General features: G+C 52.1%; 15 protein-coding genes. 11 read left to right on the top strand and 4 right to left on the bottom strand.

Annotated features, from left to right (window positions below; translation table 11 throughout):
- Window positions 1-93: 93 nt before the first annotated feature.
- From rbsK to ACYVBJ_RS28000, 3 genes are all read left to right on the top strand, one after another.
- Window positions 94-1,005, top strand: coding sequence for a ribokinase (gene rbsK / locus ACYVBJ_RS28010; protein WP_460985599.1), 912 nt, complete (start codon window positions 94-96; stop codon window positions 1,003-1,005).
- A 67-nt stretch (window positions 1,006-1,072) separates the two neighbouring features.
- Entirely contained in the window at window positions 1,073-2,629 is a 1,557-nt protein-coding gene (locus ACYVBJ_RS28005; protein ID WP_460985598.1) for an ADP-ribosylglycohydrolase family protein, read from the top strand.
- 32 nt (window positions 2,630-2,661) lie between these two features.
- Window positions 2,662-3,858, top strand: coding sequence for a hypothetical protein (locus ACYVBJ_RS28000; RefSeq protein ID WP_460985597.1), 1,197 nt, complete (start codon window positions 2,662-2,664; stop codon window positions 3,856-3,858).
- Between the two features lie 16 nt (window positions 3,859-3,874).
- On the opposite strand, the gene ACYVBJ_RS27995 is transcribed toward ACYVBJ_RS28000, so the two are convergent.
- Window positions 3,875-4,867 carry a GRP family sugar transporter gene (locus tag ACYVBJ_RS27995; RefSeq protein WP_460985596.1) on the bottom strand — a complete coding sequence of 331 codons (993 nt, stop codon included), beginning with the start codon at window positions 4,865-4,867 and terminating at the stop codon, window positions 3,875-3,877.
- Window positions 4,868-4,997: 130 nt separating this feature from the next.
- On the opposite strand from ACYVBJ_RS27995, the gene ACYVBJ_RS27990 reads away from it, so the two are divergent.
- The 6 genes from ACYVBJ_RS27990 (at window position 4,998) to ACYVBJ_RS27965 (ending at window position 10,212) form a co-directional block, all read left to right on the top strand.
- Entirely contained in the window at window positions 4,998-5,441 is a 444-nt protein-coding gene (locus tag ACYVBJ_RS27990; protein WP_460985595.1) for a DMT family transporter, read from the top strand.
- 60 nt (window positions 5,442-5,501) lie between these two features.
- A complete protein-coding gene (locus ACYVBJ_RS27985) occupies window positions 5,502-6,107 on the top strand; it encodes a PD-(D/E)XK nuclease family protein (RefSeq protein WP_460985594.1) in 606 nt (201 codons plus the stop codon).
- A 9-nt stretch (window positions 6,108-6,116) separates the two neighbouring features.
- Window positions 6,117-7,358 (top strand): MFS transporter, encoded by a 1,242-nt coding sequence (locus ACYVBJ_RS27980; RefSeq protein WP_460985593.1) that lies wholly within the window; start codon window positions 6,117-6,119, stop codon window positions 7,356-7,358.
- 57 nt (window positions 7,359-7,415) lie between these two features.
- Window positions 7,416-8,126 (top strand): carboxylesterase family protein, encoded by a 711-nt coding sequence (locus tag ACYVBJ_RS27975; RefSeq protein WP_460985592.1) that lies wholly within the window; start codon window positions 7,416-7,418, stop codon window positions 8,124-8,126.
- A 110-nt stretch (window positions 8,127-8,236) separates the two neighbouring features.
- Window positions 8,237-9,580, top strand: a complete 1,344-nt coding sequence (argH, locus tag ACYVBJ_RS27970) for an argininosuccinate lyase (protein WP_460985591.1) — start codon at window positions 8,237-8,239, stop codon at window positions 9,578-9,580.
- Window positions 9,581-9,612: 32 nt separating this feature from the next.
- Window positions 9,613-10,212: a Uma2 family endonuclease gene (locus ACYVBJ_RS27965; protein ID WP_460985590.1), complete on the top strand. Its 600-nt coding sequence runs from the start codon at window positions 9,613-9,615 to the stop codon at window positions 10,210-10,212.
- A gap of 37 nt (window positions 10,213-10,249) precedes the next feature.
- Here the strand turns inward: ACYVBJ_RS27965 and ACYVBJ_RS27960 are convergent, their stop codons facing one another.
- Entirely contained in the window at window positions 10,250-11,059 is an 810-nt protein-coding gene (locus ACYVBJ_RS27960; protein WP_460985650.1) for an SMP-30/gluconolactonase/LRE family protein, read from the bottom strand.
- Between the two features lie 263 nt (window positions 11,060-11,322).
- Between ACYVBJ_RS27960 and ACYVBJ_RS27955 the strand changes: the two genes are divergently transcribed.
- Entirely contained in the window at window positions 11,323-11,532 is a 210-nt protein-coding gene (locus tag ACYVBJ_RS27955) for a hypothetical protein (protein ID WP_460985589.1), read from the top strand.
- A 73-nt stretch (window positions 11,533-11,605) separates the two neighbouring features.
- Here ACYVBJ_RS27955 and ACYVBJ_RS27950 read toward each other — a convergent pair whose 3' ends face one another.
- Entirely contained in the window at window positions 11,606-12,856 is a 1,251-nt protein-coding gene (locus tag ACYVBJ_RS27950) for an MFS transporter (protein ID WP_460985588.1), read from the bottom strand.
- A 63-nt stretch (window positions 12,857-12,919) separates the two neighbouring features.
- On the opposite strand from ACYVBJ_RS27950, the gene ACYVBJ_RS27945 reads away from it, so the two are divergent.
- Window positions 12,920-13,582: a phosphoribosylanthranilate isomerase gene (locus tag ACYVBJ_RS27945; protein ID WP_460985587.1), complete on the top strand. Its 663-nt coding sequence runs from the start codon at window positions 12,920-12,922 to the stop codon at window positions 13,580-13,582.
- 69 nt (window positions 13,583-13,651) lie between these two features.
- Here the strand turns inward: ACYVBJ_RS27945 and ACYVBJ_RS27940 are convergent, their stop codons facing one another.
- A complete protein-coding gene (locus ACYVBJ_RS27940) occupies window positions 13,652-14,089 on the bottom strand; it encodes an Hsp20/alpha crystallin family protein (protein ID WP_460985586.1) in 438 nt (145 codons plus the stop codon).
- Window positions 14,090-14,182 lie beyond the last annotated feature (93 nt).

The raw sequence follows: 14,182 nt of genomic DNA, 5'->3' as shown, positions 1-14,182 counted from the left end.
CTCCGGGCGAATTGGTTTGCGGGTTCGCCCGTACTGCGCTTGCACCAGACGTATTACCCGATAAATTTGCCTTTAAACCTAACCCTTACCTCTATGACTGGCCAGATTTTGGTTATTGGCAGTTCCAACACCGACATGGTGGTCAAATCGGATAAGCTGCCAGCCCCCGGCGAAACCGTTATTGGGGGTACGTTCCTGATGAATCCAGGTGGCAAAGGTGCAAATCAGGCGGTTGCAGCCGCGCGCTTAGGCGGACACGTAACGTTTGTTGCCAAAGTAGGTAATGACCTGTTCGGTCAGGAAGCGCTTAGAGGATTTGAGCGGGAAGGTATTGATACCAGCTACGTCGTAACGGATTCTGATAACCCTTCGGGAGTTGCGTTGATTAACGTCGACGCCAGGGGCGAAAACTGCATCACCGTCGCACCGGGTGCCAATGCTAACCTACAACCTACTGAAACAGAACAGGCTATCCAGCAGGCGGAGCCAGAGACGCTGCTCTTGCTCCAACTCGAAATTCCACTCGTAACGGTTGAGCAGGCAATCAAACAAGCGGCCGCTCGTGGGTTACGAATCATCTTAAATCCAGCACCCGCCATTACGTTATCAGCGGATGTGTTTCCGAACTTATTTCTGATTACGCCAAACGAGAGCGAAGCCGAGCTATTAACCGGCATTCGGGTTACGGACCTGATCACGGCCGAACAGGCGGCTCAGCGACTTCACCGGATGGGAGTACCAAACGTCGTGATTACTCTTGGCGCTAAAGGCGCTTATCTGCACACCAGCGCGGGTGCCCAGTTAGTATCAAGTCCAACCGTAACGGCGGTTGACACGACAGCTGCCGGCGACTGCTTCAACGGAGCCCTGGCTGTCGCCTTGTCAGAAGGACAACCACTCGCCGAAGCGGTTGCCTTCGCCTGTCAGGCCGCGTCAATGTCAGTAACCCGAATGGGAGCCCAGGCCAGTATGCCCAAACGTACTGATCTTGAGCAGGTTGTTTAGCCTGCCGTTATGGTCTCGCTGAATTCATTGCTGTGTTCTTCCCGATCCTTACCCTTAATTTATACGCATGAAAAAGCCGTTCCTATTCGTCTTTACGATTGCCTGCCTTACGGCTGCTACGCCCCCCAAGCCGTTCATTAAACCCGCGCCCCAACTCGTCAAGGTGTCTAAAGCTACGTTACAGAACAAAATCAAAGGGGGCTGGGCGGGGCAGGTTATCGGCTGCACCTTTGGCGGGCCCACCGAGTTCCGCTTCAATGGCACCATGATTAACGACTACCAGCCGATTCCCTGGTACGACGGCTACATCAAGAAGACCATGACCGAAAACTCTGGCCTGTACGACGACGTATACATGGATCTTACCTTCGTGCAGGTTTTTGACGATAAAGGGTTGGATGCTCCGGTCGAAGAACACGCCAAAGCCTACGCGACGGCGGGCTATATGCTCTGGCACGCTAACCAGGTCGGACGGTATAACATCCTGAACGGCATGAAACCGGCCGACGCCGGTCACTGGCTAAACAACCCCCACGCCGATGACATCGATTTTCAGATTGAGGCCGACTTTTCGGGCTTGATGGCCCCCGGTATGCCTAATACGGCCGTGCAGATCGGCGATCCTATCGGGCACCTCATGAATTACGGCGACGGCTGGTACGGTGGTGCGTACGTAGGTGCGATGTATTCGCTGGCTTTTGTTTCCAACGATATCAAGTACATCGTTAAAGAGGCTCTCAAGACCATCCCGCAGCAGAGCACGTTCTATCAGTGCATTGCCGACGTAATCAAGTGGCACGAACAGTACCCAACCGACTGGAAACGCAACTGGTTCGAGATTCAGCGGAAATGGTCGGATGAAGTAGGCTGCCCGGATGGTGTTTTTCACGCATTTAACATCGACGCTAAAATCAATTCGGCCTATATCGTGCTGGGTCTGCTCTACGGCGGTGGCGACTTCACCAAAACGATGGAGATTAGCACCCGCGCAGGTCAGGATTCCGATTGCAATCCGGCTTCGGCGGGTGGCATTCTGGGTACTATGCTCGGCTACGACAAGATTCCTGCTTACTGGAAGCAAGGGCTGAAAGAAGCCGAAGATCTTGATTTCAAATACACGACCATGTCGCTGAACGACGTCTATGCGATGGGCATGAAGCACGCCCTGCAAGTTGTTGAACGGAACGGCGGTAACGTACACGGCGATCAGGTGACCATTGCGGTACAGACGCCCAAAGTTGCCCGACTGGAACAGGCGTTTCCGGGGCATTACCCTACGCTCGTCAAAAGCATCCACAAAGACCTGGAAACCGAATACACCTTTGACTTCGAAGGCATCGGTTTTGTGCTCAAAGGTGAAGCAAAGCCGAAGAGCAAGTCGTCGGTGGGTTATGAAAATCCGTTTGCGTTCAACGCTGAGTTCTACCTGGACGGTCAAAAGATTGAAACGGCTAAATTACCGGCAAACTTCACCCAGCGTCGTTATGATCTGTTCTGGAAATATAAGCTGCCGAAGGGAAAACATACAGTACATATCAAGCTCCTCAATCCAGACCCGGACCACGTGGTTCGCTTGGGGGACCTACTGGTCTACAGCGACCAACCGACGAAGGCTAAGTTGTGAGTTTCAGCGTAATAAAAGTAACTGGTTCGCGTATGTTTATCCGGGTTGTTTTCTTACTGGCCATTTCTTCGCTTGGGTACGCGCAAAAGCCAGTCCCGCCCATCATTCATCCGGACCCGGCCCGTGCTTTGCAAACGTACCGGGAGAACGTAACGCGGCTGCGCCAGGAGCACACCCGCCACCGGGACCTACCCGACCTGAGATTCTTTTTGTTCGGCATGGGCGATCGGCTCAAGCTTATTTACCGTAACGGTCGGCTGTTGAATGCCCTGACGGGAAATATCGAAGAGCAGTGGGACGTAAAGCAGGAACTGATCGTTCCTTCCGAATATTTAGTTCAACTCACGTTAGTCGACAGTCTCGACGGACGACCACAGGTTGTGCAGATCCGCGAAGATGAAACCGGCGTATGGCTCTTACAGCCCAGTAAGCGGCCTAAGCTGATTCCGGGAACGCGCAGCCGGGTCAACCTGCCCCAATTCGCCGGCAAACCATTTGGCCCGGTACTCCGTGTATTGCACCACGAAATCCTTATCAACGTGATCAACGGCCGCCCGGTACCCAACTTTCTGGTTTATCTCAAACCCTGGTATCGGGATGCGGCCTTAATGGCTATGGTTATGCGCGAAACCGATAATCTGCCCTTGATTCGCGACTGGATCATGGCCATACGAGAGCCTTTTGACCGTAACAATCGGGGCATGGCGGAGGCTGACAACTTAGGGCAGGTCCTGTTCCTGATTTCGCAGGTGTCCGACAAAAGTCATCCGGCTGTCGCGGTGGTACTGGATTCGGTAAAGCGGTTTCGTAAGGACAATTATATCGTTGGTAAAACCAATTACACCGAGCATCCGGTGTTTCAGACGAAGTGGCTCAAGTACGGCTTAAACGCACTTAAACTTCCTGACCCTTACGTCATTCCAAAGCAGTACGACAGTTATTCATCGCTGTGCTGGTGGGCGTATACAGACAGCCATGTTCCAGGGCCAAGACTCGACGAAAACTCCAGCGCGAATTATCCGTACCTGGCGTGGGCCGAAGATCACTTTTTGGGTGATAAACAGGGGATGGTTGGCAACTTGGATTACCCACTTAGCTGGGAGCAAAAGGCCAGCGACGCGCATTACCCCGGCCTCACGGTATTGGATAAAAGCCTGGTAAAGCAGAAGCTGGCCTTCCCCCACAGCTGGCATGCTGCAGAGATGTTTCTGGCCTTGATCAGCCGGTGAGTAAACCTACCAGCACTTATTTTGCCGCGATAATCAGCGCCAGACCAAGTACGTAACAAATGCCCATCAGCGCCAGATAGCGACTGGAGGAAGCCGGAGCCCCTTCGAACTCGTACCAGATAAATACGCCCCACAGAACGGCGATGATGGTTGCGCCCTGCCCTAACCCGTAGCTAATGGCATAGCCAGCCTCACCCGAGGCCAGCAGGCTCGACGCCATGCCCAGACACCAGACAATACCCCCCAACATGCCAATGATGTGGTTACGTCGGCTGACGTCTTCGTAGCTAATTTCCCCATCGGCGGGCTTGCTGGTAAACCGGCGCAGAATCGGCAGGAATAAGGGCGTACTGATCACGACGCCCACCGCGAACAGCACCAGAGCCGTGTAGGGGGTCAACAACCCTGCCGCCGGATTGGCGAAGTCGGTGGCCATGGCGCGGGCCACAAAATAGAAGAAAAAACTCATCAGCAACCCACCCACCAGCGACACGGCAATCCCCCGCGTATTCACCGACTGGTCCGCAGCGCCTTTTGAACGATACGCTAACGCACTAAACACAACGGCCAGAAAAATAGAAAACACACCGGTAGATAAGAGACCGATGCTGCCCACCGGCGACAGGATGTAGTTGACCACAACACCCAGAATCAAAGCCAGCCCAATCCCAACCGGCATGGCAACCGACAAACCTGCCAGCTCGATACCTACAACAATCAGAATGTTGGCAATATTGAACACAAAGCCGCCAGTCAGCGCGAACAACAGGTTCTGCGTTTCGGCCTGCTGGAAATCGACCAGAAATGACCGACCGGCCGAGCCAAGGCTCCCCAGTGTAAAGGCTAGGAAAAGACTCAGAAGCAGAATACCGTAGGTATAGTCGCGGTAAAAGATGGTAGTGGGAACCGATTGCGTGGCTAATTTCTGCGTATTGGCCCAGGAACCCCAACAAAGCATGGTCAGAAAGCACACGACCACGGCTAGCGGATACTGCGTAATAATGAACATGTTAACGTAGGCTAGTTAAGGAATAGTGTAGCAATCTACAAAAACAACTCCATATAATGCAATTGAGGAATGAGCATAAAATCAGGGAGTTAAACAGCCCTTCAGCCGGTTGTTCTTTACCTTTGCGGGTATGAATTACATCTACATTCTCCTGGCATTCGTGACGGGGCTGGCCGTTACAATTCAGGCGGGAGTGAACGCTAATCTGCGCCAGGTGATGGCCAATCCCGTGCTGGCAGCCGCCATTTCCTTTGGTTCGGGTTTCCTCTCCTTGTTTATTGTCTTAGTAGCTACTGGTGCTTCGCTTCCGGCTTTTGAGACCGTTAAGCAGGTGAGCTGGTGGAAATGGACCGGGGGCGTCATCGGCGCGATCTACGTAACAACGGTAATCATCAGCGTACCTAAAATCGGCACCGCCAATCTGGTCAGCCTGAGCGTGGCCGGGCAGCTGGTAGCCGCTGTTATCCTCGATCATTACGGGCTGTTAGGATTTACGTTGCACCCGGCCAACGGCTGGCGTTTGCTCGGGGTAGCCTTAATTATGGCGGGCGTACTGCTTGTGGTTAGAAACTAAGCGCCCGATTTCGAGTTTTTACGTAGTTGCCCAACCACGTAAAACTGATGTCTAGCCACTGTGATTAACTACCGCTTTTATCCATCCCTGCTGAATGTGTTCTCCCGTTACGTTCGTGGTGGGAATCTGTCTGCGCAGGAACTCATCGACTCCATTAACCGCGTCCCAACGCCCACCACGCAGGCGCAGGAGCGCGGCATTTCGTTTGAAGAAGCGATTGTGAAAGGCACCGACGAGGACCGCTTCGACCCCGAGATCATCAAAAAGGTTCGTAAACTTCTCCCCCGCCCTATTGTCGATACGCAGGTGTATTGCCAGTGGCAGATCGATGACGTTCTCTTCTACGGCTACGTCGACCTGATTGGCAAGTTTAAAGCCGTCGACCTGAAAACAACCGCTACCTACCAGAAAGACCGTTACCTGTTCAATCATCAGAATTTGTATCTCCACGCCCTTAAACGCAAGGGAATCAAGCTGATGGAGTACGTCATTACCGATTTTCAGGACGTGTATGTAGAAAGCTACTCCCTGACGCATCCCATTGATAAACAGCTGGAAGAGATCAGGTTATTCAAAGCGTTCCTGGACGAACATCGGGCGTTGATTACCGATAAAAAGATTTTCGCAGGCAAAGACGAGGACCTGGATGCCCGACGTAAGTCGTAACTTGCGGCCATGCTGCAACGTACCATTCGCCTGTATCAAAACGCTTATCAGGGCTTATCGCCATCGGTCTGGCTACTGGCCGGGGTGATGCTGATTAACCGCTGCGGCACGATGGTACTGCCGTATCTGACGCTGTATCTGACCCAGCATCTTCACTACAGCGTGGGTGAAGCAGGGATTGTTATGGCCGTTTTCGGGGCGGGGGCGTTTATCGGTACGTTCATCGGCGGACGCCTGACCGACCGGTTCGGATTCTACCACACCCAGTTATTCAGCCTGCTCTTTGGTGGTTTCTTCCTGCTAGGCCTTCAGTTCGTTACGCATTTCTATGCGCTGTGTGCCAGCGTGTTCATTTTCACGCTCCTGGGCGATTCGTTTCGACCTGCCAACCAGACCGCGATTGCGTATTATTCTACGGCTGAGACCCGAACCCGCGCTTTTTCACTCAACCGGTTAGCCATCAACCTGGGCTGGGCAGTAGGTGGCGGGCTTGGCGGTGTATTGGCGGGTATCAATTACAAGCTGCTGTTCTGGGCTGATGGCTTAACCTGCATTGCCGCCGGTATAGTCTTAGCCACATTTCTGCCCGCTCCCGATAAGCAAACCACCAATACGTTAGAGCAAAACACTCTCCATAACGTTGATGTCCGCAGATCACCCTACCGCGATACAGACTTTATCTTTTTTGTAATTTGCGTGGGCCTGCATTTGCTGGTGTTTTTTCAACTGTTCACTATAGTGCCTTTGTACTTCAAGGAGGTGATGCACCTGAATGAGCAGGTGATTGGTTCGCTGTTAGCCTTGAACGGAATCATCATTGTTATTGTCGAGATGGCGCTCGTGCATAATCTTGAGCAACGGAAACGCTCCAGACTCAGGCTCATTACGTGGGGTGCCTTACTAACTGCCTTCTCGTATTTTACACTTAGCTTAAGCAGTGCAGTCAGTATGGCCCTGGCCTATATTCTGCTGGTCACGATCAGCGAAATGCTGGCCATGCCCTTCATGCAGTCTTTCACCGTTGAGCGTTCAAGTCCGGCTACGCGTGGGCAGTACCTGGGCCTATACGCCATGGCCGGGGCCTTCGCCCAAACATCAGCGCCCGCGCTGGGCTCAGTTATGGTAGAGCGATTTGGGTTCACTGCGCACTGGTTGACGCTCGCCGGAATCGGCCTGGTCGCCACTGGCGGCTTTTGGTGGTTAGGGCAGAAACTTGAGAGCTCGAAAGAACACGTGCTTCTTGATCAATAATTTCTCTTATCTGTTTTCACCTGGTATTACGCTACTGAACGAGCAAGTCACCACTCAATGATAAAGCATCAGATCCCCTGCCTAATCCTGTTCTTATTCCTGAGCCAACTCGTTCAGGCCCAATCGGCTGTTAAGGTGAAAAGCACGTATGACTACTTACTGTACCTACCGAAAGAGTATACGAAACAAACCGCTACGTATCCGCTTGTCATTTATCTGCACGGCGGCTCACAGAAAGGCAAGGACCTCAATAAGTTAAAAGTGTACGGCCTGCCTCAGCTGGTTGATAAGGGCACTGATTACCCGTTCATCATCGCTTCTCCTCAGTGCCCTGACAACACGTACTGGTCAACGGATAACTGGTTTGAGAACCTTTATAAAGACCTCACCGCGAAGTACCGGATTGATACCAGCAGAATTTACGTAACCGGCATCAGCATGGGCGGCTTCGGAGCCTGGCAGGTAGCCATGGACTATCCAGATACGTTTGCGGCTGTAGTACCCTTATGCGGAGGGTGTAACGACTCAACCCAGATTTGCCGAATCAGTCACGTTCCCGTCTGGACCTTCCACGGGACAGCCGACGATCAGATTCCGGTCTCGGAAACCGAGCGATTAGTTAGCCGATTAGAAAAGTGCAATGGCAACGTAACGTTCACCCGTCTGAACGGCGAAGGACACGGCATTCAGTATGTATACGAGAACAAGGCCATTTATAACTGGATGCTTCAACAAAAGCGACAACCGGTAATACGCCGTTCCCGTTAGGTTGAGTACACAACCCCTAATTTTACGATCTTTGCAGTAAAAGCGCGTGAAAGGCGTCCTGGTTTGATACCCTTCGCTCTTTCACACATTCACTCTTTCGCTCTTTCACTTTGAAACTCTGGCAAAAAGAAGGCGTTACAACAGCCGAACAAATCGAACGATTCACCGTCGGCCGCGACCGGGAGATGGACCTTTACCTTGCTCCGTTCGACGTACAGGGCAACCTTGCGCACGCGCAGATGCTCGAAACCATTGGGTTGCTCACCAGCGATGAGCTTACGGCCCTGCAAGCCGAATTGAAGCAGATTTATACGCAAATACGGGCGGGTCAGTTCGCGATTGAAGATGGCGTTGAGGATGTCCACTCGCAAGTGGAGCTGATGCTGACGCGAGCACTCGGTGATGTCGGTAAGAAAATTCACTCGGGCCGGTCGCGGAACGACCAGGTTCTGGTTGATCTGAAACTGTTTACGCGCGACCGGCTGTGGCAGGTTGCCGAAGCGGTTCAGCGGGTCTTCACTCGCCTGATAGAGCGCTCCGAACAGCACAAAGACGATCTGTTACCCGGTTATACGCACTTACAGATTGCGATGCCTTCGTCGTTTGGGCTGTGGTTTGGCGCGTATGCCGAAGCTCTGGCCGATGATATGCTGACCCTGCAAACGGCGTATCGGCTGGCCAACCGGAATCCGCTCGGTTCAGGCGCTGGGTATGGGTCGTCCTTTCCGCTCAACCGCTCGCTCACAACAGAACTGCTGGGTTTCGAAGGCATGCACGTCAACGTAGTATATGCGCAGATGAGCCGGGGCAAAACCGAACAGACGGCGTTGACAGCGTTGGCGGCCATTGCAGCAACCCTTTCGCGAATGGCTATGGATATCTGCCTGTATAACAGCCAGAACTTCGGTTTCCTGACCTTGCCCGATGCGCTGACGACCGGCTCCAGCATCATGCCGCACAAGAAAAACCCCGACGTAGCGGAGTTGCTCCGGGCGAAAACGAATCGGCTGAAAGCCCTCCCGATGGAAGTGACGCTGGTGCTAAGCAATTTACCATCGGGTTACCATCGGGACATGCAGATTTTGAAAGAAGTCTTGATGCCGGCCTTCGACGAGATTCTGGATTGCCTCAGCATTACCGACTTCATGCTCGAACACATCCAGGTAAAACCCAGTCTGCTGGATGATCCAAAGTACGACTTGCTGTTCAGCGTGGAGCGGGTTAATGAATTGGTATTGCAGGGCGTTCCGTTCCGCGAGGCTTACCGAACGGTTGGCAAAGAAATCGCGGAACACACCTATAGCCCTCCCCGTACGTTGCAGCATACGCACGAAGGCAGCATCGGCAACTTAGGCAACGACCTGATCACGCAACAGATGCAGCAGGCCGTTAAAGGATTCGGCGCTGACCGGGCGCAGGAAGCTATTGAACGCTTAGTAGGTTTGACCCGTTAATTGCGTAACTTCCTGAAAAAGTAAGAACGTGTATGGCAACGACAAACGAAGCGGTTCAGACACCAGCCATTCCTGAGTTACTTATTTACGAAACACTCAACGGTCGTCCTCTTTATTACAAAGGCTATCAGGATGTGGTAGCCAGTGTCCTTAAACCAGAGTCTGTAATGGGAAGCAGCGACTTACAAAGTATTCTTGTCATGATATTGGCAGGAACGCTTTGGAGTAAAGTCAACCGCAAGTTATATCAACTTGCTACCAACGAGTCGGGGCTTCATATTGGTCCGGGTGACAACCTCTCCGCCGATATTGCCATTTTCAATAAAGCGGACGTTGCGAAGCCAAAAGGAAAGTATTTCGACGTAGCTCCCAAAATCGTTATCGAAGTAGATATCAAGATTGATCTTGCCGAAATTGGCAGCGACGTAGCGTACATCTCCGAGAAAACGCAGGAGCTGTTCAACTTTGGTGTTGAACGGGTACTGTGGGTACTTTCCAAAACTCAGAAGGTAGTCATCATCCAGCCCGACAAGGACTGGATCGTCACGGACTGGGGCAACGACGTAACAATCCTGGATGACTACGCGATCAACATCAGACAGCTCCTCGACGACGAAGAGATTGTTTATTAAACGAATCGGGTCGGCTACTGGCCGACCCGCTTTGCGTTTATTCTACCCGGTACGCGACTAAGGTGTTTTTGTAGAAGGTAGGTACGATTAACAGCTTCTTCTTGCTGATGTAATCGATGTCGGCGGAGTTGATCTTCTGATCGCGGGTGTCGAGAAGCTTTTCTTTGGTGCCGTTGCCCTTTACGTGGAAAAGCTGGCCGTTCCAGTCCGAAACAAAGTAGTTGCCTTTGCCCTCCCGTACAATGCCGTCTGTAGCTGCCATACCATCGGCAATGGTTGTCATCGTCTTTGTGCCGGTATCCACAGCCCGCAGTTCGCCTTTCTTTGTGCAGCCAATCATCAATCGATTTTTGCCAACCGCCAGCACCCCATTCGGCTTATCGAGTTGCTCACCTTCCATCCAGACTTCCCATTTATCATCCTTCAACCGGTAGATCTTATCAAAGCGGCTATCCGATACGTATACGGTACCATCGTCAGCGACTGTTACGTCATTGAGGAAAGCGTTTTTCTGATCGGGAGCATCCCAGGTCTTTTCAGCCTGTCCCGTCTGCGTGTTGATCGCCACGAGCCGGTACACATCCGTTACGTACAGCCGATTCTTGTGCAGGCCCATACCTTTGGGTGCATTCAGGCCCGATGTCCAGCGTAGGTTTTCGATCTTCCCATCGAGCGACACCTTCGAGATAAACCCACTGCCATCGAGGCCGTCGGGCTTTCCATCGATGTTCGCTACGTAGATGGTGTTTTTTCCATCATACAGTACTGACTCAGGAATCCGTAAGGTAGAGTCTGTTTCCCAGACTTTTACCAGTTTCATCGGCTTGGTTGTTCGAATCAGGGTCATGGAAACGAGCCCGGCAGCAACCACAAATCCACTGATAATATAGAGTATTTTTTTCATGTGTTTTGTCAACAGTTTGTATACAAAAAAATTTTTGAAATTTTTTCGGTTGTACCTAAGCAACCCGAATCTGGCATTCGGTCCCAAAAATGGTAGAAACGATAGTATTATTCTAACCAATGATTAAATCAGGCAATTTTTTTGATGAACATTCTAAGAATGAGGCAGTTTAACACCACGCACGCTAAACAAATCCCTTTACACTGATGGAAACGTATCAACCAATGACCGCACGGTCGGCCATAACGACTGCGCCCCTCAAAGAGAGTATCCGTGACATGATCCGCCTGCAAAGAGATTATGAGCTTTCAGACGAGTTGTTTTGGGAAGTTTTCAACGCCCGCGTCCTGCTGAATGAGCAGATTGATGTAAATGAATTTGTAAACGAAATGAACAGTGCTTCCGTTCAGGCATAATCGCCTGAACGGACGATGTGCGCCCGAATATCCGCCAGATGGCCACTATTCGGGCGCACATTTTTGTGGGTACTCAGCTAAGCTTAACAGCTAGTAACGCCTTCGATCTGGTGTATATATACGCCACCACCACCATTGTAACCACCCCGCCGAGCAGCACCGATGGAACCGTACCCAGCAGCCGGGCCGCCAGCCCCGATTCAAACGCCCCGATTTCGTTGGATGAACTGACAAAGATGCCATTTACGGCCGCGACACGCCCGCGCATGTGATCGGGCGGAAAGATTTGCAGAATTGTCTGCCGGATGATTACACTTACGCTGTCAAAAGCTCCGGTTAACGCCAGCATAAGCAGTGACAGGGAAAAGTTCGTGGACAGGGAAAAGACAATGGTCGCGAGTCCGAAGCCCGCTACGGCCAGGAGCATATTCCGCCAGGCGTTGTGAATCGGTGGATACCGGGTCATGTAGGCCATTGTCAGCACCGCCCCTACGGACGGAGCCGCCCGTAGAAACCCTAGCCCTTCGGCTCCTACCCGCAAAATATCTTCGGCGTAAACGGGTAAAATGGCCACAACCCCTCCGAACAGGACTGAGAACAGATCGAGCGAAATGGCGTAGAGCACAATCTGAGTTTTGAACACAAACTGAAACCCTTCTTTCAGGCTCTCCCGGAAGCCAAGCACGGGCGCATCACTCACCGTTACGGGCTTTCGACTAACCAGCGTAATGAGGATGAAGCAGACGACCAGCAGACCAATAACCACTAGTAACGTATTGTCGAAGCCCAGACCGCTGTACAGAAAACCTGCCATACCGGGCCCAACAATGGCACCCGCCTGCCAGAACGAGCTGCTCCACGTAGCGGAATTCGCGTACAGTTCCCGAGGAACAAGAAACGGCTTGAGCGACGAACTGGCCGGAGAATAGAAGCCCTTAGCCGTACCAATCAGCATCAGCACGCCGTAAATAACCACTAACCGAGCCGTTTCCGACAGCCCTTTCAGAACAGTCGGCTGGAACGCGTAATAAAGAATTACCGAACTTAACGTAATAACGCCCAGGCTCCACTGCAAAATCCGTTTCTTGTCACGCCGATCGGCCAGGTGCCCACCAAATAAGGACAGCGCAATAAAGGGCAGAGCTTCGGCCAGGCCGACCAGACCCAATGCCAACGGGTCGTGCGTAAGCTTATACAGCTCGTAGCCAAGCACGACTTCCTGAATCAGCAGCGTGGCCGTGATCAGGAAACTGTTCATTACAAAATAGCGGAAATCAGGGATGCGTAGAGAAGCGAATGTGTCAACGGGGTGTTCCTGAACCATGAGCGCAGCGTTTCAGACGGAAAGTTAACTTTGCCGACCTTTCCTTGTATATTCAACAAAACAATGCAAACTCAGTTCAGGACACGACTAAAAATTTGCTGCATCAGCAGCACTGACGAAGCGAAATTAGCAATTCGTTACGGGGCCGATGCCCTCGGGTTAGTGGGTCGGATGCCCAGCGGCCCCGGTGTTATTGCCGATGACCTGGCCGCGCAGGTCGTTCGGGCAACGCCCCCGCCCGTTGCTACGTTTATGCTGACCAGTGAAACCACTGTTGCGGACATCATCGCCCATCAGCAGCGCGTGGGTGCCAACACCATTCAGTTGGTCGACGCGATTCCTGCGCAGACGTATAGCCAGCTTCGAGATGCCCTTCCGGCGGTAAAGCTGGTACAGGTTATTCATGTTATCGACGAACGTAACGTCGACGAAGCACTCCAGGCCGTGCAGAATGGAGCCGATACCCTACTGCTCGACTCAGGCAACCCAACTCTGGCCGTAAAAGAGCTAGGCGGCACCGGCCGGGTGCATAACTGGCTGATTAGCCGGCAAATTGTTGACCAGTCACCCATACCGGTTTTCCTGGCCGGTGGTCTCAGCTTGCAGAATGTACGCCAAGCCATTGATAGCGTGGGGCCCTACGGTCTGGATATATGCAGCGGAGTCCGCACGAATGGCCAGCTAGATGAGCAAAAGCTGGCGGCCTTCGTGAACGCCCTGTATTAACAAAAAACCCGTGCCACATCAATGGCACGGGTTTCATTTATCAGATGGTGGGTAATCCGCTGCGACTGATTAAGCAACGGTGATTTCTTTCACCAGTTTCTCTTCTTTCACTTCAATTTTTGGTAGTTCAACCGTCAGGATACCGTCGACATAAGCGGCAGTGATCTGATCGGCGTTTACGTTCTTGGGCAGGCGGAAGCTGCGTTCGAACGCGTTATAGCTGAACTCATGACGGGTGTATTTCTCCGTCGTCTCGTCGGCTTTTTCTTCGTGTTTGTAGGCGATCGTCAACTTGTTGTGTTCTACGTTGACTTTCACGTCTTCTTTCTTCAAACCGGGAGCGGCTAATTCCAGTTGGAAAGCGGTCTCGGTTTCTTTAACATTTACGGCAGGAACATTCAGGTTCGTGTTTTGGAAACGGGTCACAACCGGACGGCCGTAAGCATGAGAACCAAAGAATGGGTTGAAAAAGGACGGAGCGTTGTTATACCGAACTAGCGTTGCCATTGTCTTAGTATGTGTTAGTTAATTATCAATCAAGTGTTACACGCTCTTATAGACAAACTCTGTACCAATCGACTTGCAATCTCGTATCACGAC

It is taken from the genome of Spirosoma fluminis, assembly GCF_054778895.1.
The sequence above is the reverse complement of the archived record's forward strand: the minus strand, read 5'-3'. Positions and strand labels throughout refer to the sequence as shown.

Excerpts from the sequence above, each read along its gene's own strand:
- rbsK (WP_460985599.1), top strand. The coding sequence starts at position 94 with ATGACTGGCCAGATTTTGGTTATTGGCAGTTCCAACACCGACATGGTG.
- ACYVBJ_RS28005 (WP_460985598.1), top strand. The coding sequence starts at position 1,073 with ATGAAAAAGCCGTTCCTATTCGTCTTTACGATTGCCTGCCTTACGGCT.
- ACYVBJ_RS28000 (WP_460985597.1), top strand. The coding sequence starts at position 2,662 with ATGTTTATCCGGGTTGTTTTCTTACTGGCCATTTCTTCGCTTGGGTAC.
- ACYVBJ_RS27995 (WP_460985596.1), bottom strand. The coding sequence starts at position 4,867 with ATGTTCATTATTACGCAGTATCCGCTAGCCGTGGTCGTGTGCTTTCTG.
- ACYVBJ_RS27990 (WP_460985595.1), top strand. The coding sequence starts at position 4,998 with ATGAATTACATCTACATTCTCCTGGCATTCGTGACGGGGCTGGCCGTT.
- ACYVBJ_RS27980 (WP_460985593.1), top strand. The coding sequence starts at position 6,117 with ATGCTGCAACGTACCATTCGCCTGTATCAAAACGCTTATCAGGGCTTA.
- ACYVBJ_RS27975 (WP_460985592.1), top strand. The coding sequence starts at position 7,416 with ATGATAAAGCATCAGATCCCCTGCCTAATCCTGTTCTTATTCCTGAGC.
- ACYVBJ_RS27965 (WP_460985590.1), top strand. The coding sequence starts at position 9,613 with ATGGCAACGACAAACGAAGCGGTTCAGACACCAGCCATTCCTGAGTTA.
- ACYVBJ_RS27960 (WP_460985650.1), bottom strand. The coding sequence starts at position 11,059 with ATGACCCTGATTCGAACAACCAAGCCGATGAAACTGGTAAAAGTCTGG.
- ACYVBJ_RS27955 (WP_460985589.1), top strand. The coding sequence starts at position 11,323 with ATGGAAACGTATCAACCAATGACCGCACGGTCGGCCATAACGACTGCG.
- ACYVBJ_RS27950 (WP_460985588.1), bottom strand. The coding sequence starts at position 12,856 with ATGGTTCAGGAACACCCCGTTGACACATTCGCTTCTCTACGCATCCCT.
- ACYVBJ_RS27945 (WP_460985587.1), top strand. The coding sequence starts at position 12,920 with ATGCAAACTCAGTTCAGGACACGACTAAAAATTTGCTGCATCAGCAGC.
- ACYVBJ_RS27940 (WP_460985586.1), bottom strand. The coding sequence starts at position 14,089 with ATGGCAACGCTAGTTCGGTATAACAACGCTCCGTCCTTTTTCAACCCA.